Source organism: Kitasatospora sp. NPDC058492 (genome assembly GCF_042720685.1).
Classification (GTDB): Bacteria; Actinomycetota; Actinomycetes; order Streptomycetales; family Streptomycetaceae; genus Kitasatospora.
The window spans coordinates 19,783-45,246 of sequence record NZ_JBHXMU010000036.1 but is presented as its reverse complement, the minus strand read 5'-3'; the positions used below and the strand labels follow the sequence as shown (position 1 = coordinate 45,246).

Genomic DNA, 25,464 nt, shown 5'->3' with positions numbered 1-25,464 from the left:
CCGCCACGGCCTGTCAGCATGGACGGGCACACCGTAGTGAGTGGGCCACGCGAGGACCAAAGGGTGTTCACTCACCCGAGTGAGTAGTCGGATGAACGCCAACTCCCTTTCGAGACATGGGCGTTCACCCGACCATTCGAACGGGCCGGGCCGCTCAGCTGTCGCCGGTGCCCGAGCTGAACAGCCACTCCGCCTTCAGTTCGGCGTACCCCGGCTTGATCACGTCGTTGATCATCGCCAGCCGCTCGTCGAACGGCAGGAACGCGGACTTCATCGCGTTCACCGTGAACCACTCCATGTCCCCCAGCGTGTAGCCGAAGGCCTCCACCAGGTGCCCGAACTCGCGGCTCATGCTGGTGCCGCTCATCAGCCGGTTGTCGGTGTTCACGGTGACCCGGAACTTCAGCCGGCTGAGCAGCCCGATCGGGTGCTCGGCGTACGAAGTGGCCGCCGCGGTCTGGAGGTTGGAGGTCGGGCACATCTCCAGCGGGATGCGCTTGTCGCGCACGTACGCGGCCAGCCGGCCGAGCTCGACGCTGCCGTCCTCGGCCACCGTGATGTCGTCGACGATCCGCACGCCGTGGCCGAGCCGGTCGGCGCCGCAGCACTGCAGGGCCTCCCAGATCGACGGCAGGCCGAAGGCCTCGCCCGCGTGGATGGTGAAGTGGTTGTTCTCGCCCTTGAGGTAGTCGAAGGCGGCCTGGTGGCGGGTGGGCGGGTGGCCCGCCTCGGCACCGGCGATGTCGAAGCCGACGACGCCCTGGTCCCGGTGGCGGTTGGCCAGTTCGGCGATCTCGGTGGAGCGGGCGGCGTGCCGCATCGCGGTCAGCAGGGTGCCGACCCGGATCCGGTGGCCGGCCGCGCGGGCGTTGGCCTCGCCGAGGCGGAAGCCCTCGTTCACGGCCTGGACGACCTCGTCCAGGGACAGGCCGGCCTCCAGGTGCTGCTCGGGGGCGTAGCGGACCTCGGCGTACACGACGCCGTCGGCGGCCAGGTCCTCGGCGCAGTCGGCGGCGACCTTGATCAGGGCCTCGCGGGTCTGCATCACGGCGCAGGTGTGCGCGAAGGTCTCCAGGTAGCGGACCAGCGAGCCGGAGTCGGCGGCCTCGCGGAACCACTCGCCGAGCTCCTTGGCGTCGGTGGTCGGAAGGCCCTCGTAGCCGACCGCGGCGGCCAGCTCGACGACCGTCTCCGGGCGCAGCCCGCCGTCGAGGTGGTCGTGCAGCAGCACCTTCGGCGCGCGGCGGATCTGGTCGGGGGTGGGGATGCGCGGGCCGGCGCCCGCGGCGGTGACAGGGATCTGCTTCTCCATTGCGGAAATATAGCCCCTACGCGCGTAGACCCACCACTGTTAACACGGCCGGTTCGGCGAAAGTCCACCGGGAATTCCACCGTCCGGGCCATCCCCGGCACATCCGGCCCAGTTGCGGCTCAATCGTGCTGCAGCAACCGGCCCCGCCGGGACAGCACGAAGTCCCGGAACGCCGCCACCGGCGGGGTCAGCGGCCGCCCCGCCGCCCAGGCCAGTCCGATCGCCCGCCGGGTGCGCGGCGCCGTCACCTCCAGCTCCACCACCCCCGGCCGCGGCACCAGCGCCGGCGGCAGCAGCGCCACCCCCAGCCCGGCCGCGACCAGCCCGCGCAGCGTCTCCGCCTCCTCCCCCTCGAAGGCCAGCCGCGGCACGAACCCGGCCTGCGCGCAGAAGCCGTCCGTGATCGCGCGCAGCCCGTACCCCTGCTCCAGCCCGACGAACGGCTCCTCGGCCACCTCCGCCAGCCGGATCCGCCGCCGGCCCGCCAGCCGGTGGTCCGCCGGGACGACCAGGTGCAGCCGCTGCTCGTCCAGCGGGCGGGCCGTGAAAGCCGGATCGTCCGGCAGCGGCGCGACCAGGCAGAGGTCCAACTCCCCCGCCCGCAACCGCTCCAGCATCGCCCCGACGTAGTCCTGCACCAGCTGGAACCGGACCTGCGGATGCCCCGCCCGGAACCCGCGCAGCAACGCCGGCACCGCGTCCGTCCCCATCGTGTGCAGAAAGCCGAACGCCACCCGCCCCGCCGCCGGATCGGCCTCCGCCCGGGCCGCCTCCGCACCCCGCTCGACCTCCGCCAGCGCCCGCTCCACCGAGGCCAGCAGCAGCCGGCCGGCCCTGGTCAGCCGGACCGTCCGGCCCTGACGGGCCAGCAGGTCCACACCCAGCTCCTCCTCCAGCCGGGCCACCGCCCGCGACAGCGTCGGCTGCGGCACCCCGAGCAGCGCGGCCGCCCGCGTCACGTGCTCCAGCCGGGCCACCGCCGCGAACTGGGCCAGCCGGGGCGCCAGCAGCACCGCCGGCTCGTCCGGCCCCAACTCCGCCACCCGGTACCACGGCTCCGTGCCGTCCGTCACGTCCACCCGGTCCGCCCCGGCCATCCCGCCACCACCTCGACTCATACGACAACGCATCGATCATCCACCGTTCATGCATTGGACGCATCAACCGCAGCGCGCCTACCGTCGACGACATGCAGCCCGCCGATACCAGGGCATCCGTGACCACCCCGGATGCCCCCGCCCCCGCCACCTCGCACGACGACCGCCACCGCCCCGGCCAGCGCGCCTTCCGCCGCGCCAACCTCGCCCTGTTCGCCGCCGGAGTCGCGACCTTCGTCCTGCTCTACTCCACCCAGGGCCTGCTGCCGATCCTCTCGGCCGACCTCGACCTCACCCCCGGCCAGGCCAGCTGGACGGCCTCCGCCGCCACCCTCGGACTCGCGCTCGCCCTGCTCCCCGCCAGCGCCCTGTCCGACCGGTACGGCCGCACCGCCGTGATGACGGCCTCCACCCTCGCCGCCGCCACCCTCGCCCTCGCCCTGCCGTTCGCGCCCGACCTCACCACCCTCGTCGTGCTGCGCGTCCTCCAGGGCGCCGCGCTCGCCGGGCTGCCCGCCACCGCCATGGCCTACCTCGCCGAGGAGGTCCACCCCAGCGCCCTGGCCTCCGCGATGGGCCTGTACGTGGCCGGCAACAGCATCGGCGGCATGGGCGGCCGACTGCTCTCCGGCTGGACCGCCGCGGCCTTCGGCTGGCGCTGGGGCCTCGCCGCCTCCGCCGCCCTCGCCCTGCTCGCCGCACTCGCCTTCCGGCTGCTGATCCCCGCCGCCCGGCACTTCACCCCGGCCCCCGTGGACGCCCGCGCCCTGGCCCGCACCGTCGGCCAACACCTGCGCAACCCGCTGCTGGTGCGGCTGTACGCGCTCGGGCTGCTGTTCATGGCCGTGTTCGGCGCGGTCTACAACACCGTCGGCTACCGGCTGATCTCGGCGCCGTTCCACCTGCCCGAGTCCGTCGCCGCCTCGATCTTCGTCGTCTACCTGGTCGGCACCGGCACCTCCGCCGCGGCCGGCCGCCTCGCCGGCCGACTCGGCCGCCGCGGCGCGCTCTACGTCTCCATCGGCGTGACCGCCGCCGGGCTGCTGCTCTCCCTCACCGAGTCCCTGGTCTGCGCCCTGCTCGGCCTGGTCCTGATCACCGCCGGCTTCTTCGCCGGCCACGCCACCGCCTCCTCAGCGGTCGGCCGCACCGCCACCGAGGGCCGCGCCCAGGCCTCCGCCCTCTACCTGATCGCCTACTACCTCGGCAACAGCCTCGGCGGCACCCTGGGCGCCGACGCCTACCACGCCACCGGCTGGCCCGGCGCCGCCACCGTCGGCCTCACCGCCATGACCCTCGCCGCCGCCGTCACCCTCTACGCCACCCGCCAGGCCCACACGGCGGCCCGGCAACAGGATCGGCTGGGCAGACTTTCTGCCAGGTAGACTTTCCCCATGGCAGACCTCAAGCGCCGCCGCCGCCCCCACCTGGTGTCCACGCCCGTGCGGAAGAAGGGCGTGGTCACCATCCCGCAGGGAGATAAGGGAGCAACTGGACCTCCAGGAGGGCGACCAACTGGTGGTCGCCATCGAGGACGGCCGCATCGTACTGACCCCCGCCTCCGTGATCCCCGACGACCAGGCGTGGTTCTGGGGCGCCGGCTGGCAGGAGAAGGAGCAGGAGGTCGACGAGGCGATCGCCGAGGGCGACCGCGGCGAGGTCTTCCAGGACGGCGACGCCTTCCTGCAGTCCCTCGCCGACGAGGGCGGCCTGGACCTGGAGGAGATCAAGCGCCGTGCCGACGCATGAGTCGCCGGCCCACTTCCTCCGTGACTGGAAGGGCCTGACTCCCGCGCAGAAGGCCGCATTCCTCGTCGCCGTCGCCCAGTTCGTCACCGACCTGCGGGCCGGTCAGGGCTTCCGACGCGGCCTGCGCGTGAAGAAGATGCAGGGCCACCCGGACATCTGGGAGCTGACCTGGGCCCCGGACGGCCGTGCCACCTTCCACTACGGCCTCCCCCTCCAGGGCGAGGAACCGCACATCGTCTGGCGCCGAATCGGCACCCACGACGTCTTCAACCGCCCCCGACGACCACCGCCGATACACTCCGGGCATGAGCGTTGATCCGGCGGCGTACGCCCGATTGCGGGAGATCGCCGATCAGCTTCCCCGGCTGCCGGGGCTGGGGAAGGTCGAGATCGCCGACGGAGCGGTCGTCCTGATGCTGTCGCCGGTCAAACGGCACGAACTCGCGGTACTGCGGATCGCTCAACAGCTCAATGCCCAGCTACCGCAGACCCACCCCGGCTACATCGCCCACGGTGGCGCGGACCTGGAGGACGTCGGCCTCGGTCGGCTTCGGAATCCCGACCTGATGGTGTTCCCCGACGCGGCGCTGGACGACGACGACCCGGCCTTCCTTCCCCACGAGATCCTTCTCGTCGTGGAAATCGTCTCCAAGTCCAACCCCGAGAACGACTACCACAACAAGGTCCGCGACTACGCGGCGATGGGCATCCCGTTGTACCTCCTGGTCGATCCCCGCAAGGGCACCGGCATCGTGCACGACGAGCCCGGCTACACCCGCCGCAAGGACTTCGCCTTCGGCGACAAGATCACCGTCGGCCCCTGGACGCTCGACACCAGCGTCCTGCGGACTTACGCCTGAACCCGCACCCGCAGGACACCGGCCGACCGGGCCTGAACACACGGAAGGAGCCCGCACCCGGCAAACCGGGTACGGGCTCCTCCTCGGCCCCTCATGCAGCCGACACGCCGCCAAACATGGGGTAATCGCATGACTACGCGATGCGGTCGAGGACGATCGGGTTCGGGGTGAAGGCCGTGCCGGCCGGGGAGACCTCGATGCCGCCCGTCAGTGCCTCGATGGCGTAGTCGTAGCGCTCGGGGGTGTCGGTGTGCAGGGTCAGCAAGGGCTGGCCGGCCACGACGGTGTCGCCGGGCTTGGCGTGCATCTCGACGCCGGCGCCGGCCTGGACCGGGTCCTCCTTGCGGGCGCGGCCGGCGCCGAGGCGCCAGGCGCAGACGCCGACGGCGTAGGCGTCGAGCTCGGTGAGGACGCCGGAGGCGGGCGCCGGGATGACGTGCTGCTCGCGGGCGACCGGGAGGGGGGCGTCGACGTCGCCGCCCTGGGCGGCGATCATGCGGCGCCAGTGGTCCATCGCGGAGCCGTCGCGCAGCGCGTCGGCCGGGTCCTTGCCGTGCACGCCGGCCGCGGCGAGCATCTCGCGGGCGAGGGCGAGGGTGAGCTCGACGACGTCGGCGGGGCCGCCGCCGGCCAGCACCTCGATCGACTCGCGGACCTCCAGCGCGTTGCCGGCGGTGAGGCCGAGCGGGGTGGACATGTCGGTGAGCAGGGCGACGGTGTTCACGCCGGCGTTGGTGCCCAGGCCGACCATGGTGCGGGCGAGTTCGCGGGCGTTGTCGAGGTTCTTCATGAAGGCGCCGGAGCCGACCTTGACGTCCAGGACCAGGGCGCCGGTGCCTTCGGCGATCTTCTTGGACATGATCGAGGAGGCGATCAGCGGGATGGCCTCGACGGTGCCGGTGACGTCGCGCAGCGCGTAGAGCTTCTTGTCGGCGGGCGCGAGGCCGTCACCGGCGGCGCAGATGACCGCGCCGGTGGAGCGCAGGACGTCGAGCATCTCCTCGTTGGAGAGCAGGGCGCGCCAGCCGGGGATGGACTCCAGCTTGTCGAGGGTGCCGCCGGTGTGGCCGAGGCCGCGGCCGGAGAGCTGCGGGACGGCGGCGCCGCAGGCGGCGACGAGCGGGGCGAGCGGGAGGGTGATCTTGTCGCCGACGCCGCCGGTGGAGTGCTTGTCGCTGGTGGGCAGCGGCAGCGAGGAGAAGTCCATCCGGACGCCGGAGCGGATCATGGCGTCGGTCCAGCGGCTGATCTCGTGCGACTTCATGCCGTTCAGCAGGATCGCCATGGCCAGGGCGGACATCTGCTCGTCGGCGACCTCGCCGCGGGTGTAGGCGTCGATGACCCAGTCGATCTGAGCGTCGCTCAGTTCTCCGCTGTCGCGCTTGGTCCTGATGACGGAGATGGCGTCCATGCGTGCTCCAAGAGGGGTTTCAAAAGCGAAGAGTGTCGCGAGATGACCGGGTTCCGGCCCACTCGCGACACTCTACGCGCGTAACAATTGTCGAAGCTAGAGCCGCTCCGGCCCGAACGCGTCGGGCAGGACCTCACTCATCGGGCGGATCCCCGAGGGCAGCTCGATCAGCAGTTCCGGCCCGCCGTGCTCGTAGAGCAGCTGGCGGCAGCGCCCGCACGGCATCAGCAGTTCGCCCGCGCCGTCGACGCAGGTGAAGGCCGTCAGCCGGCCGCCGCCGGTGGCGTGCAGCGCGGACACCAGCCCGCACTCGGCGCACAGCCCGAGCCCGTACGAGGCGTTCTCGACGTTGCAGCCGGTGACCAGCCGCCCGTCGTCCACCAGCGCGGCCGCGCCGACCGGGAACTTGCTGTACGGGGCGTACGCGTGGGTCATCGCCTCGCGCGCGGCCGCGCGCAGCCGCTCCCAGTCGATCGCGGCCGACGCCGCAGGCGCCGTCACTTGCCCTGGCCCTTGCGGTAGATCTGACCGTCCGCCTTCGGCATGCGCAGCCGCTGGGAGGCCAGCGAGAGCACCACCAGGGTGATCACGTACGGCGTGGCGACGATCAGCGGGCGCTGCACCTCGTCGGTGAGCGCGTACCAGGCGCCGAGACCGCCGGCGACCACGAAGGAGATCGCCGCGCCGGTGAACTTGCGCCGGTACAGCTGCCAGAGCGCGAGCAGCGCCATCGCGATGGCGACGGTCAGGATCAGCACGTGCACCGACTCCGGGTCGCGCAGCTGGAGGCTGTCGGTGAAGCCGAACAGGCCGGCGCCCATGGCGAGGCCGCCCGGCATCCAGTTGCCGAAGATCATCGCGGCGAGGCCGATGAAGCCGCGGCCGAGGGTCTGGCCGTCCTTGTAGAAGTGCGCCGCGACCAGCGAGAGGTACGCACCGCCGAGGCCGGCGAAGGCGCCGGAGGCGATGACCGCGAGGTACTTGTACTTGTAGACGTTGACGCCCAGCGACTCGGCGGCGGTCGGGTTCTCACCGCAGGAGCGCAGCCGCAGGCCGAACACCGTGCGCCAGAGCACGAAGTAGCTGACCACGATCATCGCGCCGGCCAGCAGCACGACCACCGAGATGTTGGTGACCAGGCCGCCGACCACGCCGGCCACGTCCGAGACCAGGAACCAGTGGTGCTTCTCGATGTCGGACAGCCACGAGGACAGCCCGGGGACGGTGATGTACGGCAGCGGATCCGCCGGCGGCGACTGGTTCGCACCCGCGCCGACCGCGATGTAGTCCTTGTAGTAGATCCGGTTGACGTACGCGCAGATGCCGGGGATCAGCAGGTTGATGCCGACGCCGGAGACGATGTGGTCGACGCCGAAGGTGACGGTCACGAGCGCGTGCAGCAGACCGCCGAGCGCACCGCCGAGCATGCCGGCCAGCAGGCCGACCCACGGGTTGACCAGGTAGCCGGCCCAGGCACCGCAGAAGGTGCCGGCGACCATCATGCCTTCGAGGCCGATGTTGACCACGCCGGCCCGCTCGGACCACAGACCGCCCAGACCGGCCATGCCGATCGGCACGGCGGCGCTGAGCGCAGCGGTGATCTGGCCGGAGGAGGTCAGCGCGTGGTTGCCGGTGGCCATGCCCACGGCGGAGAACAGGACCAGGGCGCCCGCGATCAGCAGCAGCACCACCGGCCAGGACATCTTGCGCTTCTTGGTGGGCGCGCCCGGCGCCTTGGGACGCGCGGCGGTAGCCGTGCTCATGCGGACACCTCCTTCTTCTCAGTGGCCGCGAGCTGAGCCGCGAGCTGGGCGGCGAGCTGGGCGCCGACCTTCTGCTGCTGGCGCTTCAGGCCGTAGCGGCGCACCAGTTCGTAGGCGACGACGACGCAGATGACGATGGTGCCCTTCATGACGTCGACGATCTCGAAGGGGAAGCCGCCCTGGAGCGGCAGCTGGGAGCCGGTGGTGTCCAGGAAGGCGAACAGCAGGGCCGCGAAGGCCATGCCGATCGGGCTGTTGCGGCCGAGCAGGGCGATCGAGATGCCGAGGAAGCCCAGACCGGGCTGGAAGCTCTGGCCGTAGTAGAACGAGTTCTGCACCAGCTCGGGCATGCCGATCAGACCGGCGATCGCGCCGGAGACCACCATCGAGATGATCACCATGCGCTTGACGTTCACGCCGGACGCGGTCGCGGCCGACTCCGAGCGGCCGGTGGCGCGCAGGTCGAAGCCGAAGCGGGTGCGGGTCAGCGCGAACTGGAACACCACGCCGACCAGGGCGGCGATGAAGATGAAGCCCCAGAGCGGTCCACCCGCCGTCTCCAGCGTGAAGAAGTGGCTGGACTGCGAGATCGGGTCGGTCTGGATCGAGTTGCTGGTGGCGCTCGTCTTCGGCGCGAAGATGCCGGGGACGAGCAGCAGGCCGACGACCGCGATCGAGATCGAGTTCAGCATGATGGTCGAGATGACCTCGCTGACCCCGCGGTAGACCTTCAGCAGACCGGCGATGCTCGCGTACAGGCCGCCGACCAGCATGGCGGTGACCAGCAGCAGCGGGATCTGGATGATCGCGGGCAGGTCGACCTTGGCACCGACGAAGGCCGCGAACAGCGCCGCGACCTTGTACTGGCCCTCGACGCCGATGTTGAACAGGTTCATCCGGAACCCGAAGGCGGCGGCAGCGGCGGCCAGGTAGTACGTGGTGGACCGGTTGAGGATCCCCACTTGGCCGTCCGACTTGCCGGCGTACGTGAGCATCACGTTCCACGCGTCGAACGGGTTCTTGCCCGAAGTCGCCAGCAGGACGGAGCAGATCACGATGGAGAGCACGACCGCGAGCACCGGCGCCGCCAGTGCGAGCACGATCCGCTCACCGCTGATCCGCTGCGCCAGGCTGCGCTTGGCGGCGGTGTTGGGACTGGTCATGTGGGTTACTCCCCCGCCTGCGGGTCGTCGGCGGTGTCGGTGGGGCCGGCGTCGGACTCGGCCTCGGTGCCCTCCGCGAGGATCTCGTGGAAGTGCTCGACGGCCTCCGCATCGGACTCGAGGTGGCCGCTGGCGGCACCCGTCATGGCGGTGCCGAGGTCCTCGGCGGTGACGGTGGCCGGGTCGGCGTCGGCGACCAGGCGCCCGCGGTAGATGACCCGGATGGTGTCGGACAGGCCGATCAGCTCGTCCAGGTCGGCGGAGATCAGCAGGACGGCCAGGCCGGCCCGCTGGGCGACCCGGATGTGCTCCCAGATCTGCGCCTGCGCGCCGACGTCCACACCACGGGTGGGGTGCGCGGCGATCAGCAGCTTGGGCTGGTGGCTCATCTCGCGGCCGATGATCAGCTTCTGCTGGTTGCCGCCGGAGAGGGAGGCCGCGGTGACCTCGATGCCGGGGGTGCGGACGTCGTAGGCCTCGACGATCCGCCAGGTGTCCTTGCGGGCGGCGCCCGGGTCGAGCAGGACGCCCTTGGAGTTGGGCGCCTCGGTGACGTGACCGAGGATCCGGTTCTCCCAGAGCGGGGCCTCCAGCAGCAGGCCGTGCTTGTGGCGGTCCTCGGGGATGTAGCCGATGCCGGCCTCGCGGCGGGCCCGGGTGAGCGAGCCGGAGAGGTCCTTGCCGTCCAGGGTGACGGTGCCGCCGTCCAGCGGCAGCATGCCCATGATGGCCTCGACCAGTTCGGCCTGGCCGTTGCCCTCGACGCCGGCGATGCCGAGGATCTCGCCCTTGTGGATGCGCAGCGAGATGTCGTCGAGGACGACGCGCTCGATGCCCTCGGCGTCGGTCTTGGCGATCCGCAGGTCCTTGACGTCGAGCATCTCGCTCGTGGTGACGGTCGACTCGCGGCTCTCCGGGGAGGGCAGCTCGGCGCCGACCATCATCTCGGCCAGCTGACGGGCGGTGACGGCCTTCGGGTCGGCGTCGCCGACCGTGGTGCCGCGCCGGATCACGCTGATCGCGTCGGCCACCGCCAGCACCTCGTGCAGCTTGTGCGAGATGAAGATGACGGTGACGCCCTCGGACTTGAGCTCGCGCAGGTTGTCGAACAGCGCGTCGACCTCCTGCGGGACGAGCACGGCCGTCGGCTCGTCGAGGATCAGGATCTTGGCGCCGCGGTAGAGCACCTTGAGGATCTCGACGCGCTGACGGTCGGCGACGCCGAGGTCCTCGACCAGGGCGTCCGGGCGCACGCCCAGGCCGTACTGGTCGGAGATCTCCTTGATCTTCGCCTTCGCCTTGGCGCCGATGCCGTGGAGCTTCTCGCCGCCGAGGACGACGTTCTCCCACACGGTGAGGTTGTCGGCCAGCATGAAGTGCTGGTGGACCATGCCGATGCCGCGGGAGATGGCGTCGCCCGGAGTGTTGAACTCGCACGGCTCGCCGTTGATCGCGATGGTGCCCTCGTCCGGCTTCTGCATGCCGTAGAGGATCTTCATCAGCGTCGACTTGCCGGCGCCGTTCTCACCCATCAGGGCGTGCACGGTACCGCTGCGGACGGTGAGGTTGATGTCGTGGTTGGCCACGACACCGGGGAAGCGCTTGGTGATGCCGCGCAGTTCGACGGCCGATGTCGCCGTCCCCGCGCTGGGGGTACCGTCCTCGCGCGGGGGGACGGGGTCGGATGCGGTGATGGCGATCTCCTGGTGGTCTGGAGGCGCGTCGTTGCGCTGGGAGGGCCAAGGGGAAGACGGGGGGACGGGACGGGGCCCGGGGGTACGCGTTGAGCGCACCCTGCCGGGCCCCTCCCGTGATGCTTTGCCGTTCATGGCGCTGCCGGGCAGGCGGCAGTCGCCGGTGCGTCCGGGACGCGCGGGCCTTACTGGGCCGGCGCGGTCGGGACGGTGGTGGCGCCGGAGGTGATCGCCGTGGTGGCGCCCTTCAGCTTGTCCTGGATGTCGTCGAGCTTGCCGCCGGTGGTGGCGAGCGAGACGCCCTCGGCCTTCAGGTCGAAGAGCTTGATGCCGGTGAACGGCTGGCCCTTCTTGATCGACTCGATGTAGGAGAAGACGGCGTTGTCGACGTTCTTCACCATCGAGGTCAGGATGCTGTTCTTGTACTTCGCCAGGGCCGGCTGGGCGGCCTGGTCGGAGTCGACGCCGATGGCCAGGGCACCCGGCTTGTTGGCGACGGCCTCGATGGCGCCGTTGCCGGAGGAGCCGGCGGCGGCGTAGATGACGTCCGCGCCCTTGTCGAGCTGGCCCTGCGCGGCCTCCTTGCCCTTGTCGGGCGAGTTGAAGCCGGTGAAGTCCGGAGGCGTGGTCAGGTAGGTGGTCTCGACCTGGATGTTCGGGTCGACGGACTTCACACCCGCCTTGTAACCGGCCTCGAACTTCTTGATGAGCTCGGTCTGCACACCGCCGATGAAGCCGACGTGCTTGGACTTCGACTTGTTCGCGGCGGCGACGCCGGCGAGGTACGAACCCTCCTGCTCGGCGAAGACCAGCGACGTGACGTTGGACGGCTGGTCCTTGTCGTTCGAGTCGATGATCGCGAACTTGACGTTCGGGTTGTCCTTGGCGACCTTGTCGACCGCCTGCTGGTAGACGAAGCCGACCGCGATGATCGTCTTGTAACCGCCGTCGATCAGGTTCTTGAGGCGGGTCTCCTTGTCGGCCTCGGCCTCACCGGTCTTGGCGTCGGCCTCGGTGACCGCGACGCCGAGCTCGGCCTTGGCCTTGTCGAGACCGCGGGCGGCGGAGTCGTTGAACGACTGGTCGCCACGGCCGCCGATGTCGTAGGCCATACCGACCTTGATCGAGCCGTCGCCCGAACCGGAGGAGGTGTTGCTGTCAGTGCTCTTTGCGCCGCAAGCGGCGAGCGAGGCCATGCCCAGGGAACCCGAGAGCACAACCGCAGCGAGCTTCATTGAACGGCGCAAGGGAGTATCTCCTTCTCACACGCACCTGATTAGCGTGGTCGGACGCCACCGTAACGCGCGTAGAACACGGTTGGGTTACGGGCTGCCGGACCATTCGGGTTGTTATCAAACCGTGGTCTCACGGTCTTCCCAAGGCCCTATTCCCGTGCGCGGACGGTGATCCAAAGCTGGTTTTGCGGCCCAGTCTACGGAACCGTTCGATAACCCCGGATGGCGGTAAACCGGCCGGTCACCGAGATGAGGTGCCGGCCGGTCGCCCGAGGGTCGCCCGAGAGGGCGTTCACGCAGTGCCCGAGGAGATGCCCGAGGACGGTGTGCGCCGCTCAATCCCGCGGCTCAGTACTGCTGTTCGGTTTCGGCGGCTCGGTCCTGCCGCTCAGCTCTGCCGTTCGATTTCCGCAGCTCAGTCCCGCGGCTCAGTGCTGTGGCTCGTCCAGGGCGAGCGCCGCGAACAGCTCCACGCCGATCCCGATCGCGCGCTCGTCGGCGTCGAAGCGGCCCTGGTGCAGGTCGCGGACGGTGGTGTCACCGGGGGCGCGGACGCCCAGCCGGGCCAGCGCGCCCGGGGCGTGCTCCAGGTACCAGGAGAAGTCCTCGCCGCCCAGGCTCTGCTCGGTGCTCTCCACCACCTGCGCACCCTCCCGGCCGAACCGGTCGGTCATCGCCGCGTCCAGCAGGGCGACCGAGACCGCCTCGTTGACCACCGGCGGCACCCCCCGGTGGTAGTCCAGCGTCCACTTCGCCCGATAGGTCTCGGCGAGCTTGGCGATCAGCTCGTGCAGCAGGTCGGGCGCCTCACGCCAGCCGTCCAGCTCCAGGCAGCGGATGGTGCCCTCCAGTTCGGCGCGCTGCGGGATGACGTTGGGCGCGGAGCCGGAGGCGATCCGGCCCCAGACCAGGCTGACGCCCCAGCGCGGGTCCATCCGGCGGGCCAGCGCGCCCGGCAGGTCGGCGGCCATCCGGGCGATCGCGGTCACCAGATCGGTGGTCAGGTGCGGGCGGGCGGTGTGCCCGCCGGGGCCGTCCAGGTGCAGCACCAGTCGGTCGCAGGCCGAGGTGATCGCCCCGGTGCGCAGGGCGATCCGGCCCACCTCCACCTTGGGGTCGCAGTGCACCGCGAAGATCCGGCCGACGCCGTCCATCCCCCCGGCCTTGATCACGTCCAGCGCACCGCCCGGCAGGACCTCCTCGGCCGGCTGGAACACCAGCCGGACGGGGCGGCGCAGTTCGCCGGTGCGGACGGCCTCGGCCAGCACCAGGGCGGTGCCGAGCACCACCGCGGTGTGCACGTCGTGGCCGCAGGCGTGGGCCCGGCCGGGGACGGTCGAGCGGTACGGCACGTCGGTCTTGGCGTCGTCGATCGGCAGCGCGTCGATGTCGGCACGGAAGGCCAGGAACTCGGTGCCGGGGGCGGTGCTGGCCGGGACGATGTCGACGATCAGACCGGTGCCGCCGGGCAGCACCCGGGGGCTCAGGCCGGCCGCCACCAGCCGGTCGCGGAGCAGGCCGGTGGTGCGGAACTCCTGGCGGCCGAGCTCCGGGTGCCGGTGCAGGTCACGGCGGAAGGCGATCAGCTCGGACTCCAGCCCCCGGACCCGGGCGCGCAGTTCGGCGGCGGGGCGTGCGGTGGCCAGAGTGGCGCCCGGCTGAGCGGGCTCAGGACGGTTCATCTCAACAAGGGTAGGCCTGTTGGGGGGATTTGGCCCGACTTCTGGAAAACTAGTCCCCGGATGGGCGCATACCGGCCGAACAGGTGGGTATGACATCTCGTTTCAGCCGCCTTCCCCGATTGCTTGCCCTGTGCAACGACCGCCCGGAGCGGCGGTCACGGCCGACCCCTTCTTGGCGATGCGTCAGAAGCTCTCCACCGGGGCGTACACGCCCCACACCTCCCGCAGCGCGTCGCAGACCTCGCCGACGGTGGCCCGCGCCGCCAGCGCCTCCTTCATCGGGTACAGCACGTTCCCCGTCCCCTCCGCGGTGCGGCGCAGCCCGTCCAGCGCCCGGGCGACGGCCACGCGGTCCCGCCCGGCCCGCAGCCGGGACAGCCGCTCGGCCTGCTGCCGCTCGACCGCCGGATCCACCCGCAGCGGCCGGTACGGCTCCTCGGCGTCCAGCCGGAAGCGGTTGACGCCGACCACCGTCCGCTCGCCGGAGTCGGTCTCCTGCTGGAGCCGGTAGGCGGTGCGCTCGATCGCGGCCTTCTGGAAGCCCTGCTCGATCGCGGCCACCGCGCCGCCCAGCTCCTCGACCCGGGCCATCAGCGCCAGCGCGGCGGCCTCCACCTCGTCGGTCAGCGACTCGACCGCGTACGAGCCGGCGAACGGGTCGACGGTGGCGGTCACGTCGGTCTCGTGGGCGAGCACCTGCTGGGTGCGCAGGGCGAGCCGGGCGGCCTTCTCGGTGGGCAGCGCGATCGCCTCGTCGAAGCCGTTGGTGTGCAGCGACTGGGTGCCGCCGAACACCGCGGCGAGCGCCTGCACCGAGACCCGGACCAGGTTCAGCTCGGGCTGCTGGGCGGTGAGCTGCACCCCGGCGGTCTGGGTGTGGAAGCGCAGCATCCACGAGCGCGGGTCCCTCGCGCCGAACTCCTCCCGCATCACCCTGGCCCAGATCCGGCGGGCGGCACGGAACTTGGCCACCTCCTCCAGCAGCGTGACCCGGGCCACGAAGAAGAACGAGAGCCGGGGGGCGAAGTCGTCCACCGCCATCCCGGCCGCGATCGCGGTACGGACGTAGGCGATGCCGTTGGCCAGCGTGAAGGCGATCTCCTGCGCCGGATCCGCCCCGGCCTCGGCCATGTGGTAGCCGGAGATGGAGATGGTGTTCCAGCGCGGGATCTCCGCCCGGCAGTACCGGAAGACGTCCGCGACCAGCCGCAGCGAGGGCTGCGGCGGGAAGATGTACGTGCCCCGCGCGATGTACTCCTTCAGCACGTCGTTCTGGACCGTGCCGGTCAGCCGGGCAGGCGCCACCCCCTGGGCCTCGCCGACCAGTTGGTAGAGCAGCAGGAGCAGCGCGGCGGGCGCGTTGATGGTCATCGAGGTGGACACCCCGCCCAGCGGGATGCCGTCGAACAGCACGGCCAGGTCCTCGACGCTGTCGACGGCCACGCCCACCTTGCCCACCTCCCCGGCGGCGAGCGGCGCGTCCGAGTCGTAGCCCATCTGGGTGGGCAGGTCGAAGGCCACCGACAGGCCGGTGCCGCCGCCCGCGATCAGCTGCCGGTAGCGGGCGTTGGACTCGGCGGCGGTGCCGAAGCCCGCGTACTGGCGCATCGTCCACGGCCGGCCGGCGTACATCGTCGGGTAGACGCCCCGGGTGTACGGGTACTCCCCCGGCCGGCCGAGCCTGCTCGCCGGATCCCAGTCGGCCAGCGCCTCCGGGCCGTACAGCGGCTCGATCGGGAAGCCTGACTCGGCGCGGCGCGGCTCGGCTGCCATGAGGTCCCTCCACGGGATCGGCGGGGGCATCGGTCGGTCCTCGCAATGTAGGACAGGACCTGGAGCGGGACCGGGCGGCGCGGGCGCGGACACGGTTGAGATGATCGGGTGAACGACCGGATGAGCCCCAGGGAGTGGCAATGACCGAGCAGAAGGTGGCCGTGGTCACCGGTGCCAGCAGTGGAATCGGCGCGGCGACCGCCCGCCGGCTGGCGGCCGAGGGCTTCGACGTGGTGCTGACCGCCCGGCGGACCGAGCGGATCGAGGCGCTGGCCAAGGAGATCGGCGACGGGGGCGGTTCGGCCAGGGCGGTCACGCTCGACGTCACCGACCGGGCCGCCGTGGACGCCTTCGCGGCCGAGGTCGGCCGGGTCGACGTGCTGGTGAACAACGCCGGCGGGGCGATCGGCGCCGAGACGGTCGAGCACGGCGACCCGGCCGACTGGCTGGCCATGTACGAGGTGAACGTGCTCGGTGTGCTGCACGTGACGCAGGCGCTGCTGCCGGCCCTGCGGGCCACCGGCGACGGCACCGTGCTGGTGCTCTCCTCGACCGCCGCGCTGGCCGCGTACGAGGGCGGCGGCGGCTACGTCGCGGCCAAGCACGCCGCGCACACCATCGCGGCGACGCTGCGCCTGGAGCTGTGCGGGGAGCCGATCCGGGTGATCGAGATCGCCCCCGGCATGGTGAAGTCCGAGGGCTTCGCCGTCACCCGCTTCCGCGGCGACGAGGAGAAGGCCGCGGCCGTGTACGCCGGCGTGGCCGAGCCGCTGACCTCGGAGGACATCGCCGACACCGTGGCCTGGGCGGTCACCCGCCCCCCGCACGTCAACATCGACCTCCTGGTCGTCCGCCCCCGCGCCCAGGCCGCCAACCACAAGGTCCACCGCGCCTGACGGCGGTCGGATCCACCGGCGGCCCGGCCACCCCGTACGCCTCTGGCCACGGGCCTCGCCAGAGCCACCCTCCTGAGGCGGGGGTGCCGGATTAACAGATGAATGTGGGGAGGGCGCTGACACAAAGATGTCAACGTCACAACTTGATAGCTCGTCCGGATGAATTCCGCACGCGCCCTCCCCAACTGATGACGGCTCAACTACCTTTGAGGAGCTGCCCGACCGGCGCCGTGACGCCGCCCGCAGCCCCCATACTTCAGCTGCTCCACCCCACCCCACCCCACTTCACCGGCACCTTCCCGCCCTCACGAGGAGGACCCGCTGGCCAGCGACATCCCGCCACAGCGGCTCGATCCAAGCTCCGAGCCGACCCTCCTCGGGCTGCACCGCTTCAACGAAGCCGATGCCGGCGCCGCCGAGGAGGCCCTCCTGGCCTGCTGCGGCAGCCACCGCTGGGCCCTGCGGCTCACCGCGCACCGGCCCTACCCCGACATAGAGTCCCTGCTGGCCGCCGCCAGCGAGGCCTCCTACGACCTCCGCCCGGCCGACCTGGCCGAGGCGCTCGCCGACGAGAGCTGGATGCCGCAACCGCTGCTCGGCATGCGGGCACCGGGCAGCCAGGCCGCGCACACCGCGCTGCGGGCCGCCCACGCCGCGTACGAGGCCAGGTTCGGCCACGTCTTCGTGGTCTGCCTGGAGGGCGTGGCCCCGGAGGAGATGCTCGACACCGTGCTCTCCTCGATCCGCACCCGGCTGGCCAACGACCCGGACGAGGAGCGGCTGATCGCGGCGGACGAGCTCCGCCGGATCGCCCTCACCCGACTGGAGCACCTGGTCGCCACCCATTCGGAGGCCGGGGCGCGCTGAGCAGCCGCCGTCTCCTCCATCCCGCCCACTCCCTCCCCGCCCGCTAACTCTCCGCCCGCTAACTCTCCGCCCGCTACTTCTTCTTCGCCTGGGCGGCCCGCAGCTTGGCCACCTGCTGCCGGACGATCACCTCGTCCGGCGCGGCGGCTGGCTCGGCGGCGACCCCGAAGGTGGTGAACACCGCGAGCGCCGGCCCGATCCGGGCCAGCACCGCACGCTGCGAGAGCACCGCGCTCCCCGATTCATTCGTCAGGGTGAATCCGAGCGCGGCGTCCGCTCCCCCGGGGGTGGGCGTGTCCTCACGGTTCAGCCGGTGCCTGGTCCGGATCGGCGCCTTCTTCCCCGGCTTCTCGGCCGGCGGCGCCGGGGCCGTCGAGGTGAACGCGGCACACGGGCCGAACAGCTTCTCCAGCTCCGTCTGGAGCGCGGCCGCCCGCCCCGTCCGGTAGCCGAGCAGGCCGCCGTACACGCCGCCCCTGGGGTCGGCGGTCCGGGCCACGCTCAGGTCGGTCTCCGCGTACGGGTAGCCCGGGGCCGGCGAGGCCGAGGCGGTGCCGGCGCCGGCCGAGGCGGCCGGGGTCACCGCGTCCAGCAGCGGCTGGCAGGCCGGGACGTCCGCGACCTCCCGCCCCGCGCCCGCCCCGGTGTCGCCGTGGCCGGGCGTCATCACCGTCACCGTGTAGCCCGCCCCGAGGTCGGCACCGGCCACCGCGGCCGCCCGCAGCTCGGCCGCGGACAGCTCGCGGCCGGGCCCGGCCCGGTCCGCGGAGGAGCCGCCGACCGTGGTGCAGCCCGTGGCGAGCAGCAGCAGGGCCGCGAGGGCGGCGGCGGACGGTCGGACGGGGCGAAGCGGCACGGGGGCCTCGGCAGGGTGTCGGCGGCGGAGCGGGCCGCCACCGTAACGCAGTCGAGCCGTCACCCAGAGCGACCAAAGCGCCGCCGGTTCCCGTCCGGCTAGGCCAGTCGTGCCTGATTGATCACACCTGAGACCCCCGGAGGCGGTTCCCGACGCAGCGTCGATAGGATGCTGGCGGCCGGTGGACCGTACCTGGCCGGGCTGACCGACACCGAAGCCGGCCGAGCCCCCAATCGCTTCCGGAGGGTTTTTCCGTGCCGGCTGGAACGCTGTACCGCGGCCGGGAAGGCATGTGGAGCTGGGTGGCTCATCGAGTCACCGGCGTCCTCATCTTTTTCTTCCTGTTCGCCCATGTCCTGGACACCGCTCTGGTGCGAGTGTCGCCCGAGGCGTACGACACCGTCATTCAGACGTACAAGACTCCTCTCGTGAACCTGATGGAGTACGGCCTGGTGGCCGCCATCCTGTTCCACGCCCTCAACGGCCTGCGGGTCGTCGCCGTGGACTTCTGGTCCAAGGGCCCGAAGTACCAGAAGCAGATGCTCTGGACCGTCGTGGCGGTCTGGGTCGTGCTGATGGCCGGCTCCTTCTACGGGATCCTGCAGCACACGCTGATCTCCTGGTTCGGGAAGTGAGCTGACACATGTCCACGGAATACTCCGACGCGCTGGTCGTCCCCTCCGCGCACGCGCACACCGGCAAGGGCCTCGGCACCGGCAACCCGGCCGACGCGTTCGTCATCGAGCCGCCGCGCAAGCGGACCCCGAAGACCCCGCGCCGCACCCGCACCAACTTCGAGATGCTGGCCTGGCTCTTCATGCGCCTGTCCGGCATCGTCCTCGTGGTCCTGATCCTCGGGCACCTGCTCATCATGCTGGTGCTCGACGGCGGCGTCTCCAAGATCGGCTTCGCCTTCGTGGCCGGCCGCTGGGCCTCGCCGTTCTGGCAGGTCTGGGACCTCACGATGCTCTGGCTCGCCATGCTCCACGGCGCCAACGGCATGCGGCAGGTCATCAACGACTACGCCGAGAAGGACTCGACCCGGCTCTGGCTGAAGGGGCTCATGGGTACCGCCACGGTCTTCACCGTGCTGCTCGGCACCCTGGTGATCTTCACCTTCGACCCCAACATCTGACGACAAAGCATCTAATCGGCAATCGGCAGAGGCCAGAGGCGAGTTAGAACCCCCATGCAGATTCACCAGTACGACACCGTCATCGTCGGCGCCGGCGGCGCCGGCATGCGCGCGGCCATCGAGTCGACGCAGCGCACCCGCACCGCCGTCCTGACCAAGCTCTACCCCACCCGGTCCCACACCGGCGCGGCCCAGGGCGGCATGTGCGCCGCCCTCGCCAACGTCGAGGAGGACAACTGGGAGTGGCACACCTTCGACACGGTCAAGGGTGGTGACTACCTGGTCGACCAGGACGCCGCCGAGATCATGTGCAAGGAGGCCATCGACGCCGTCCTCGACCTGGAGAAGATGGGCCTGCCCTTCTCCCGCACCGAGCAGGGCCGGATCGACCAGCGCCGCTTCGGCGGGCACTCCCGCAACCACGGTGAGGCCCCCGTCCGCCGCTCCTGCTACGCGGCCGACCGCACCGGTCACATGATCCTCCAGACGCTGTTCCAGAACTGCGTCAAGCACGGCGTCGAGTTCTTCAACGAGTTCTACGTCCTCGACCTGCTGATCAACGAGGGCAAGACGGCCGGCGTCGTCGCCTACGAGCTGGCCACCGGCGAGATCCACGTCTTCCAGGCCAAGTCCGTCGTGTTCGCCTCCGGCGGCACCGGCAAGTTCTTCAAGGTCTCCTCCAACGCCCACACCCTCACCGGTGACGGCCAGGCCCTGGTGTACCGCCGCGGCCTGCCGCTGGAGGACATGGAGTTCTTCCAGTTCCACCCGACCGGCATCTGGCGCATGGGCATCCTGCTCACCGAGGGCGCCCGCGGCGAGGGCGGCATCCTGCGCAACAAGGACGGCGAGCGCTTCATGGAGCGCTACGCCCCCGTCATGAAGGACCTCGCGTCCCGTGACGTCTGCTCCCGCGCGATCTACACCGAGATCCGCGAAGGCCGCGGCTGCGGTCCGGACGGCGACCACGTCTACCTGGACCTGACCCACCTGCCGCCGGAGCAGCTGGACGCCAAGCTCCCGGACATCACCGAGTTCGCCCGCACCTACCTCGGCATCGAGCCCTACACGGACCCGATCCCGATCCAGCCCACCGCGCACTACGCCATGGGCGGCATCCCGACCAACGTCGAGGGTGAGGTGCTGCGCAACAACACCGACGTCGTCCCGGGCCTGTACGCGGCCGGCGAGGTCGCCTGCGTGTCCGTGCACGGCGCCAACCGCCTGGGCACCAACTCGCTGCTGGACATCAACGTGTTCGGCCGTCGCGCGGGCATCGCCGCCGCCGACTACGCCAACGTGCACGAGTTCGTCGAGCTGCCCGAGAACCCGGCCGAGAAGGTCCAGGCCCTGGTCGACGGCCTGCGCGAGGCCGCCGGCACCGAGTCCGTGGCGCAGATCCGCAAGGAGCTGCAGGAGACCATGGACGCCAACGCGATGGTGTACCGCACCGGCGCCACCCTGAAGCAGGCGGTCGAGGACATCGCCGCGCTGAAGGAGCGCTACAAGAACGTCTCGATCCAGGACAAGGGCTTCCGGTACAACACGGACCTGCTGGAGGCCGTCGAGCTGGGCAACCTGCTCGACCTGGCCGAGGTGCTGGCCGTCTCCGCGCTGGCCCGCGAGGAGTCGCGCGGCGGCCACTACCGCGAGGACTTCCCGACCCGTGACGACGTGAAGTTCATGCAGCACACCATGGCGTACCAGGAGGTGGCCGCCGACGGCAGCACCTCCATCCGCCTCGACTACAAGCCGGTCGTCACGACCCGCTACCAGCCGATGGAGCGTAAGTACTGATGAGCACTCCTACCGTGGAGAAGCACTCGGCCGCTCTGGACGCGGTCGAGGCGGGCGGCGTCGAGCTGATCACCGTCACCTTCCGGATCCGCCGGTTCAACCCGGAGGAGCACCCGGACCCGGTGTGGGTCGACTACCAGCTGACGCTCGACCCGAAGGAGCGCGTCCTGGACGCGCTCAACAAGATCAAGTGGGAGCAGGACGGCACCCTCACCTACCGCCGTTCCTGCGCGCACGGCATCTGCGGCTCCGACGCCATGCGGATCAACGGCCGCAACCGGCTGGCGTGCAAGACCCTGATCAAGGACGTCGACCCGGAGAAGCCGATCACGATCGAGGCCATAAAGGGCCTCACGGTCCTCAAGGACCTGGTCGTGGACATGGACCCGTTCTTCCAGGCGTACAAGGACGTCATGCCGTTCCTCATCACCAAGGGGAACGACCCGACCCGCGAGCGCCTGCAGTCCGCCGAGGACCGCGAGCGCTTCGACGACACCACCAAGTGCATCCTGTGCGCCGCGTGCACGTCGTCCTGCCCGGTGTTCTGGAACGACGGCCAGTACTTCGGCCCGGCCGCGATCGTGAACGCGCACCGCTTCATCTTCGACTCGCGCGACGAGGGCGCCGAGCAGCGCCTGGAGATCCTCAACGACCGTGAGGGCGTGTGGCGCTGCCGCACCACCTTCAACTGCTCCGAGGCCTGCCCGCGTGGCATCGAGGTCACCAAGGCGATCCAGGAAGTGAAGCGGGCGCTGGTCACCCGCCGCTTCTGATCTCCGCCTGACACGGCGAAGGCCCCCGCCCGATCGGATGATCGGACGGGGGCCTTCGCCATGGGCTCAGCGCAGCGCGCCGAGGTCCTTCGGGGCGGACCAGCCGCTGAAGGTCACCAGGTGCCGGTCGGCGGTCACGGCCCACAGGTCCGGCGTGCCGTCCCCGTCACCGTCGCCCGAGCTGCCGAGGGTCGGGTAGGCGGCAGTGGTGAAGCCGGTGGCGACCACGTTCGCCTTCGGGTCCGCGAGCGCGGAGAAGTCGAAGGTGCCGTCGGCCTTCTTCGGGACCGGGTAGGCGTGCAGGTCACCGGTCGCCCGGTCGCGCGCCCACAGGGCGAGGTTGCCGGCGGCGTCCGGGCCGGGGGCGATCAGGTCGTAGCCGGCCCAGTCGCCGGTGGTGGTGAGCTTGCGGACCTTCTGGGTGCCGAAGCTGAAGTTGCCGCCGGCATGCAGCCAGAGGTTGCCTCCCTCAAGGGTCACCAGCGACGGGGCGAAGCCGCCGGTCGCCGGACCGAACGCGACGAGCTGGTCCGCCTTCGACCAGTCGGAGGCGTAGTCGGCGGGGCACGCCGCGGCTGCCCCGGTGCCGTCCACGCAGCGGGTCGAACGCCCGGCACCCGTCCAGGTCTGGGAGAAGGAGCCGTAGTCGAAGTTCCGGTACTGGTAGAGGTAGCCGTCGCCCGGCTTGTGGACGAAGAGGTCGTCCGAGGACGGCGCGTGCTGGTTCGACCAGCCCAGGTGGGCCACCTGGAACGGCGCCCAGTTGCCGTCGTACGGCGCGTGGGCGCCCGTGATCACCGCATTCGGCGTCGTGTCGGGCGCGTTCACGCTGAGGTACTGCAGGTTGCCCTGCGCGTCGGGCAGCAGGATGTCCGCGGTGCCGTCCCCGTCGACGTCGCCGAGGGTCTTCGGCGGGTTCGGGTTCGACGGGGCGTAGAAGGTGTAGGACGCCCCGCCGACGTTGCCCGCCTTGTCCGTCACCTGGACGTTGAGGATGTTGGTCCCCCAGTCCCGGACCTTGAGGCCGACCGTCACCGTGCCGTCGGCGCCCGGCTTGACGGCATCGGACGAGTCGCAGCCGCCGACACCGAGGTTGCTGAAGCCGTACCGGACGCAGTCGACACCGGAGGCCTGCCCGCCGGCCGGGGCCGGGTCGGCGGTCGTGAGGACGAAGGTCCCCTTCTGGCCCGCGTACTTGGTGGCGGTGCCGCTCGCCGGGAAGTCGGGCGAGGAGACCGTGGCGGTCGGGCTCGTGGTGTCCACCCGGAAGTGGCAGTCCGCCGACGGGGCGGAGGCCTGCTGGTCCTGCACGGCCCAGGCGTGCCATGCGTAGCCGTGCCCGTCCACCAGACCGGGGACGGCGACCTTGGCCTGCTGGCCGTACGCCTGGGCCGTTCCGGTGAAGACCGGGTCCTGGGCGCCCGTGGTCTCGTCCCAGATGTCGAACCGGGCACCGGTGCCGGTGACCTTGGCGTTGAGCGTCGGGCCGTTCGTGGTCCGTCCGACCCAGCTCGGGGCGGTGGTCGAGTCGCAGGCGTCGGCGCGGTACTCGTTGCCCTGGCTGGTGCCGAGGACGGCCGGCGCGGTGTCGGCGGCGAAGGCGCCGGGCGCGGTGAGCAGGCCGGCCGCGATCGCGGCCGCCGTCACCCCGCCGAGTCTGCGGGCATGCCGAAGTGTCATGGAGGTACCCCACCCCTTTGATCGAGAGATCTCGTTACGTGTACGAGCGGTGAGGATCTTTCCAGTGGGGACCGACAGCGGCAACGGAGATTCAGTCGGTGGCCGGGGTGCGGCGGGTGGCGCGGAGGCCGCGCAGGCCGATGGCGCCGACGGCGATGCCGAGGAGGAAGGAGGTGACGGCGAGGAGGAGGTGGATCCAGAAGAAGGCGGTGGGCTGGGAGTGGTCGCCGTTGGTGAAGGCCTGGCCGCCGGAGTCCTTCCAGAGGTTCTTGACGAAGGTGGTCCAGATGATGATCGACCAGACGCCGAAGGCGGTCAGGAACCAGGAGGTGCGGCGGCTGAGCTTCATGGGGGTCCTCGTCGGGGGTGGGGAGGCGGGGTGCGTCCCCCAGTATGCGCGGACCGCCGATCGGCGTAGGGCGGGCCCCTCGTACGGAGGACCGGCCCGGTGTGGCGCACAGCGGATGCCCCGAAGTGGGTACGGTCTGCGCGTGTCCACACGTCGTCAGAAATTCGCGCATCTGTTCGTCACGACCGCCGCGGTCCTCCCGGCCCTGTTAGCCGCCCCGGGGGCGGTCGCCGCCCCGCAGGAGCCGCCCCCGGCCGCTTCCGTGGTCGGCGGCGAGCGGCTCGGGCGCTCCGGCGTCCAGGTCTCGCCGCTGGCCGGAGCCCCGGCCCTGCCGAGGGACCTCACCGGCGAGTCCTGGATAGTCTCCGACGCCACGTCGGGCGACGTGCTGGCGGCCAGCAACCCGCATCTGCGGCTCGCCCCGGCCAGCACCCTGAAGATCCTCTTCGCCGACACCGTGCTGCCCAAGTTCGACCGCAGCACGGTGCACAAGGTCGCCGACGAGGAGATCCTCGGGCTCGGTGAGGGCAGCAGCCTGGTCGGCATCAAGGAGAACCTGGAATACCGGGTCGAGGACCTGTGGCGCGGGGTGTTCCTGAGCTCGGGCAACGACGCCGTGCACGTCCTGGCGCACATGAACGGCGGCGTCGAGCAGACCGTCGTCGAGATGCAGTCCCGCGCCGACGCCCTCCAGGCCCGGGACACCCGGGTGATCTCCCCGGACGGCTACGACATGGACGGGCAGCTCTCCTCGGCCTACGACCTGTCGCTGTTCGCCCGGGCCGGCCTGCGCAACCCCGACTTCCGGATGTACTGCGCCACCCGGCAGGCGATGTTCCCGGGCGCGGTGGACAAGAACACCGGCCAGCGCGGCAGTTTCGGGATCGCCAACACGGACCGCCTGCTGGGCAAGTACCCCGGCCTGATCGGGGTGAAGAACGGTTACACCACCAACGCCGGCTCGACCTTCGTCGGCGCCGCCGAACGCAACGGCCGCACCCTGCTGGTGACCGTGATGCACCCGGACAGCTACCAGAAGGTCTACGACGAGACCGCGGCCCTGCTGGACTGGGGCTTCGCGGCGGCCGGAAAGGTGCAGCCGGTCGGCAAGCTGGTCGACGAACTCCCGCCGGACGGCGAGCCGAGCGGCCAGGCCGGCGGCACCGCCGGCGCGCCCCCGCCGGACTCCACCCCCGCCACCCGGCCCGGCACCACCCCCACTGCCACCCCCGCCGCCGCCGAGGACGACGGGCTCGGCCTCGGCGGCTGGCTGGCCGTCGTGCTGGTGACGGCCGCGGCCGGCTACGGGGTGCTGGTCCTACGGCGCGGACGCCGCGGAGCGGCCGGCTGGTGACGGCCGGACGGACGGCCC

The 25,464-nt window shown here is 71.2% G+C and carries 24 protein-coding genes; 11 read left to right on the top strand and 13 right to left on the bottom strand.

Translation table 11 applies throughout. The annotated features are described in order from the left end of the window. Window positions 1–154: 154 nt before the first annotated feature. Window positions 155–1,312 carry an adenosine deaminase gene (locus ACFWPI_RS23355; RefSeq protein ID WP_063349058.1) on the bottom strand — a complete coding sequence of 386 codons (1,158 nt, stop codon included), beginning with the start codon at window positions 1,310–1,312 and terminating at the stop codon, window positions 155–157. A gap of 119 nt (window positions 1,313–1,431) precedes the next feature. Then, entirely contained in the window at window positions 1,432–2,409 is a 978-nt protein-coding gene (locus tag ACFWPI_RS23350) for a LysR family transcriptional regulator (RefSeq protein WP_363369198.1), read from the bottom strand. A 92-nt stretch (window positions 2,410–2,501) separates the two neighbouring features. Between ACFWPI_RS23350 and ACFWPI_RS23345 the strand changes: the two genes are divergently transcribed. Genes ACFWPI_RS23345 through ACFWPI_RS23330 form a run of 4 tightly spaced genes read left to right on the top strand, consistent with a single transcriptional unit; the run spans window position 2,502 to window position 5,018 of the window. Then, entirely contained in the window at window positions 2,502–3,794 is a 1,293-nt protein-coding gene (locus ACFWPI_RS23345) for an MFS transporter (protein WP_380370239.1), read from the top strand. Continuing rightward, complete coding sequence (locus ACFWPI_RS23340) at window positions 3,766–4,158, top strand: AbrB/MazE/SpoVT family DNA-binding domain-containing protein (protein ID WP_380370283.1); 393 nt, start codon at window positions 3,766–3,768, stop codon at window positions 4,156–4,158. Before ACFWPI_RS23345 ends, ACFWPI_RS23340 begins: the two co-directional genes overlap by 29 nt. Next, window positions 4,145–4,474 (top strand): hypothetical protein, encoded by a 330-nt coding sequence (locus tag ACFWPI_RS23335; RefSeq protein ID WP_380370236.1) that lies wholly within the window; start codon window positions 4,145–4,147, stop codon window positions 4,472–4,474. Before ACFWPI_RS23340 ends, ACFWPI_RS23335 begins: the two co-directional genes overlap by 14 nt. Next, window positions 4,464–5,018, top strand: a complete 555-nt coding sequence (locus ACFWPI_RS23330) for a Uma2 family endonuclease (protein WP_380370233.1) — start codon at window positions 4,464–4,466, stop codon at window positions 5,016–5,018. Before ACFWPI_RS23335 ends, ACFWPI_RS23330 begins: the two co-directional genes overlap by 11 nt. Before the next feature lie 133 nt (window positions 5,019–5,151). Here the strand turns inward: ACFWPI_RS23330 and ACFWPI_RS23325 are convergent, their stop codons facing one another. From ACFWPI_RS23325 to ACFWPI_RS23290, 8 genes are all read right to left on the bottom strand, one after another. Next, a complete protein-coding gene (locus ACFWPI_RS23325; protein WP_380370231.1) occupies window positions 5,152–6,429 on the bottom strand; it encodes a thymidine phosphorylase in 1,278 nt (425 codons plus the stop codon). 96 nt (window positions 6,430–6,525) lie between these two features. Further along, the gene (locus ACFWPI_RS23320) at window positions 6,526–6,930 is read right to left on the bottom strand and encodes a cytidine deaminase (protein ID WP_063349052.1); all 405 of its coding nucleotides are present in this window, start codon (window positions 6,928–6,930) and stop codon (window positions 6,526–6,528) included. Then, window positions 6,927–8,192 (bottom strand): ABC transporter permease, encoded by a 1,266-nt coding sequence (locus tag ACFWPI_RS23315; RefSeq protein ID WP_063349051.1) that lies wholly within the window; start codon window positions 8,190–8,192, stop codon window positions 6,927–6,929. Before ACFWPI_RS23315 ends, ACFWPI_RS23320 begins: the two co-directional genes overlap by 4 nt. After that, window positions 8,189–9,355: an ABC transporter permease gene (locus tag ACFWPI_RS23310; protein ID WP_380370228.1), complete on the bottom strand. Its 1,167-nt coding sequence runs from the start codon at window positions 9,353–9,355 to the stop codon at window positions 8,189–8,191. The genes ACFWPI_RS23315 and ACFWPI_RS23310 overlap by 4 nt, the downstream gene beginning before the upstream one ends. Window positions 9,356–9,360: 5 nt before the next feature. After that, a complete protein-coding gene (locus ACFWPI_RS23305; RefSeq protein ID WP_380370280.1) occupies window positions 9,361–10,887 on the bottom strand; it encodes an ABC transporter ATP-binding protein in 1,527 nt (508 codons plus the stop codon). Between the two features lie 347 nt (window positions 10,888–11,234). After that, window positions 11,235–12,296, bottom strand: a complete 1,062-nt coding sequence (locus ACFWPI_RS23300; RefSeq protein WP_380370224.1) for a BMP family protein — start codon at window positions 12,294–12,296, stop codon at window positions 11,235–11,237. 416 nt (window positions 12,297–12,712) lie between these two features. Then, complete coding sequence (locus ACFWPI_RS23295) at window positions 12,713–13,966, bottom strand: amidohydrolase (protein ID WP_380370221.1); 1,254 nt, start codon at window positions 13,964–13,966, stop codon at window positions 12,713–12,715. A gap of 183 nt (window positions 13,967–14,149) precedes the next feature. Further along, the gene (locus ACFWPI_RS23290) at window positions 14,150–15,739 is read right to left on the bottom strand and encodes a methylmalonyl-CoA mutase (RefSeq protein WP_380370218.1); all 1,590 of its coding nucleotides are present in this window, start codon (window positions 15,737–15,739) and stop codon (window positions 14,150–14,152) included. A gap of 140 nt (window positions 15,740–15,879) precedes the next feature. Between ACFWPI_RS23290 and ACFWPI_RS23285 the strand changes: the two genes are divergently transcribed. Together ACFWPI_RS23285 and ACFWPI_RS23280 are read left to right on the top strand one after the other, a co-directional pair. After that, complete coding sequence (locus ACFWPI_RS23285) at window positions 15,880–16,635, top strand: SDR family oxidoreductase (protein ID WP_363369213.1); 756 nt, start codon at window positions 15,880–15,882, stop codon at window positions 16,633–16,635. Between the two features lie 321 nt (window positions 16,636–16,956). Then, window positions 16,957–17,502 carry a 2-oxo-4-hydroxy-4-carboxy-5-ureidoimidazoline decarboxylase gene (locus tag ACFWPI_RS23280; RefSeq protein WP_380338984.1) on the top strand — a complete coding sequence of 182 codons (546 nt, stop codon included), beginning with the start codon at window positions 16,957–16,959 and terminating at the stop codon, window positions 17,500–17,502. A 73-nt stretch (window positions 17,503–17,575) separates the two neighbouring features. On the opposite strand, the gene ACFWPI_RS23275 is transcribed toward ACFWPI_RS23280, so the two are convergent. Then, window positions 17,576–18,358 carry a hypothetical protein gene (locus tag ACFWPI_RS23275; RefSeq protein ID WP_380370215.1) on the bottom strand — a complete coding sequence of 261 codons (783 nt, stop codon included), beginning with the start codon at window positions 18,356–18,358 and terminating at the stop codon, window positions 17,576–17,578. Window positions 18,359–18,612: 254 nt separating this feature from the next. Between ACFWPI_RS23275 and sdhC the strand changes: the two genes are divergently transcribed. The 4 genes from sdhC to ACFWPI_RS23255 are packed head-to-tail and all read left to right on the top strand — an operon-like array spanning window position 18,613 to window position 22,063. After that, window positions 18,613–18,993 (top strand): succinate dehydrogenase, cytochrome b556 subunit, encoded by a 381-nt coding sequence (gene sdhC, locus ACFWPI_RS23270; protein ID WP_063349043.1) that lies wholly within the window; start codon window positions 18,613–18,615, stop codon window positions 18,991–18,993. 8 nt (window positions 18,994–19,001) lie between these two features. Beyond that, window positions 19,002–19,493 carry a succinate dehydrogenase hydrophobic membrane anchor subunit gene (locus tag ACFWPI_RS23265; protein WP_063349042.1) on the top strand — a complete coding sequence of 164 codons (492 nt, stop codon included), beginning with the start codon at window positions 19,002–19,004 and terminating at the stop codon, window positions 19,491–19,493. A 54-nt stretch (window positions 19,494–19,547) separates the two neighbouring features. Continuing rightward, window positions 19,548–21,290 (top strand): succinate dehydrogenase flavoprotein subunit, encoded by a 1,743-nt coding sequence (gene sdhA, locus ACFWPI_RS23260; protein WP_063349041.1) that lies wholly within the window; start codon window positions 19,548–19,550, stop codon window positions 21,288–21,290. Continuing rightward, entirely contained in the window at window positions 21,290–22,063 is a 774-nt protein-coding gene (locus ACFWPI_RS23255) for a succinate dehydrogenase iron-sulfur subunit (RefSeq protein WP_063349040.1), read from the top strand. The genes sdhA and ACFWPI_RS23255 overlap by 1 nt, the downstream gene beginning before the upstream one ends. Before the next feature lie 66 nt (window positions 22,064–22,129). Here the strand turns inward: ACFWPI_RS23255 and ACFWPI_RS23250 are convergent, their stop codons facing one another. Both ACFWPI_RS23250 and ACFWPI_RS23245 read right to left on the bottom strand, forming a co-directional pair. Next, window positions 22,130–23,743, bottom strand: a complete 1,614-nt coding sequence (locus ACFWPI_RS23250; RefSeq protein ID WP_380370211.1) for a hypothetical protein — start codon at window positions 23,741–23,743, stop codon at window positions 22,130–22,132. A gap of 91 nt (window positions 23,744–23,834) precedes the next feature. Then, on the bottom strand, window positions 23,835–24,092 hold the full coding sequence (locus ACFWPI_RS23245) for an SCO4848 family membrane protein (RefSeq protein WP_063349038.1): 258 nt from the start codon (window positions 24,090–24,092) through the stop codon (window positions 23,835–23,837). A 142-nt stretch (window positions 24,093–24,234) separates the two neighbouring features. Between ACFWPI_RS23245 and ACFWPI_RS23240 the strand changes: the two genes are divergently transcribed. Then, complete coding sequence (locus tag ACFWPI_RS23240; RefSeq protein ID WP_380370207.1) at window positions 24,235–25,446, top strand: D-alanyl-D-alanine carboxypeptidase family protein; 1,212 nt, start codon at window positions 24,235–24,237, stop codon at window positions 25,444–25,446. Window positions 25,447–25,464 lie beyond the last annotated feature (18 nt).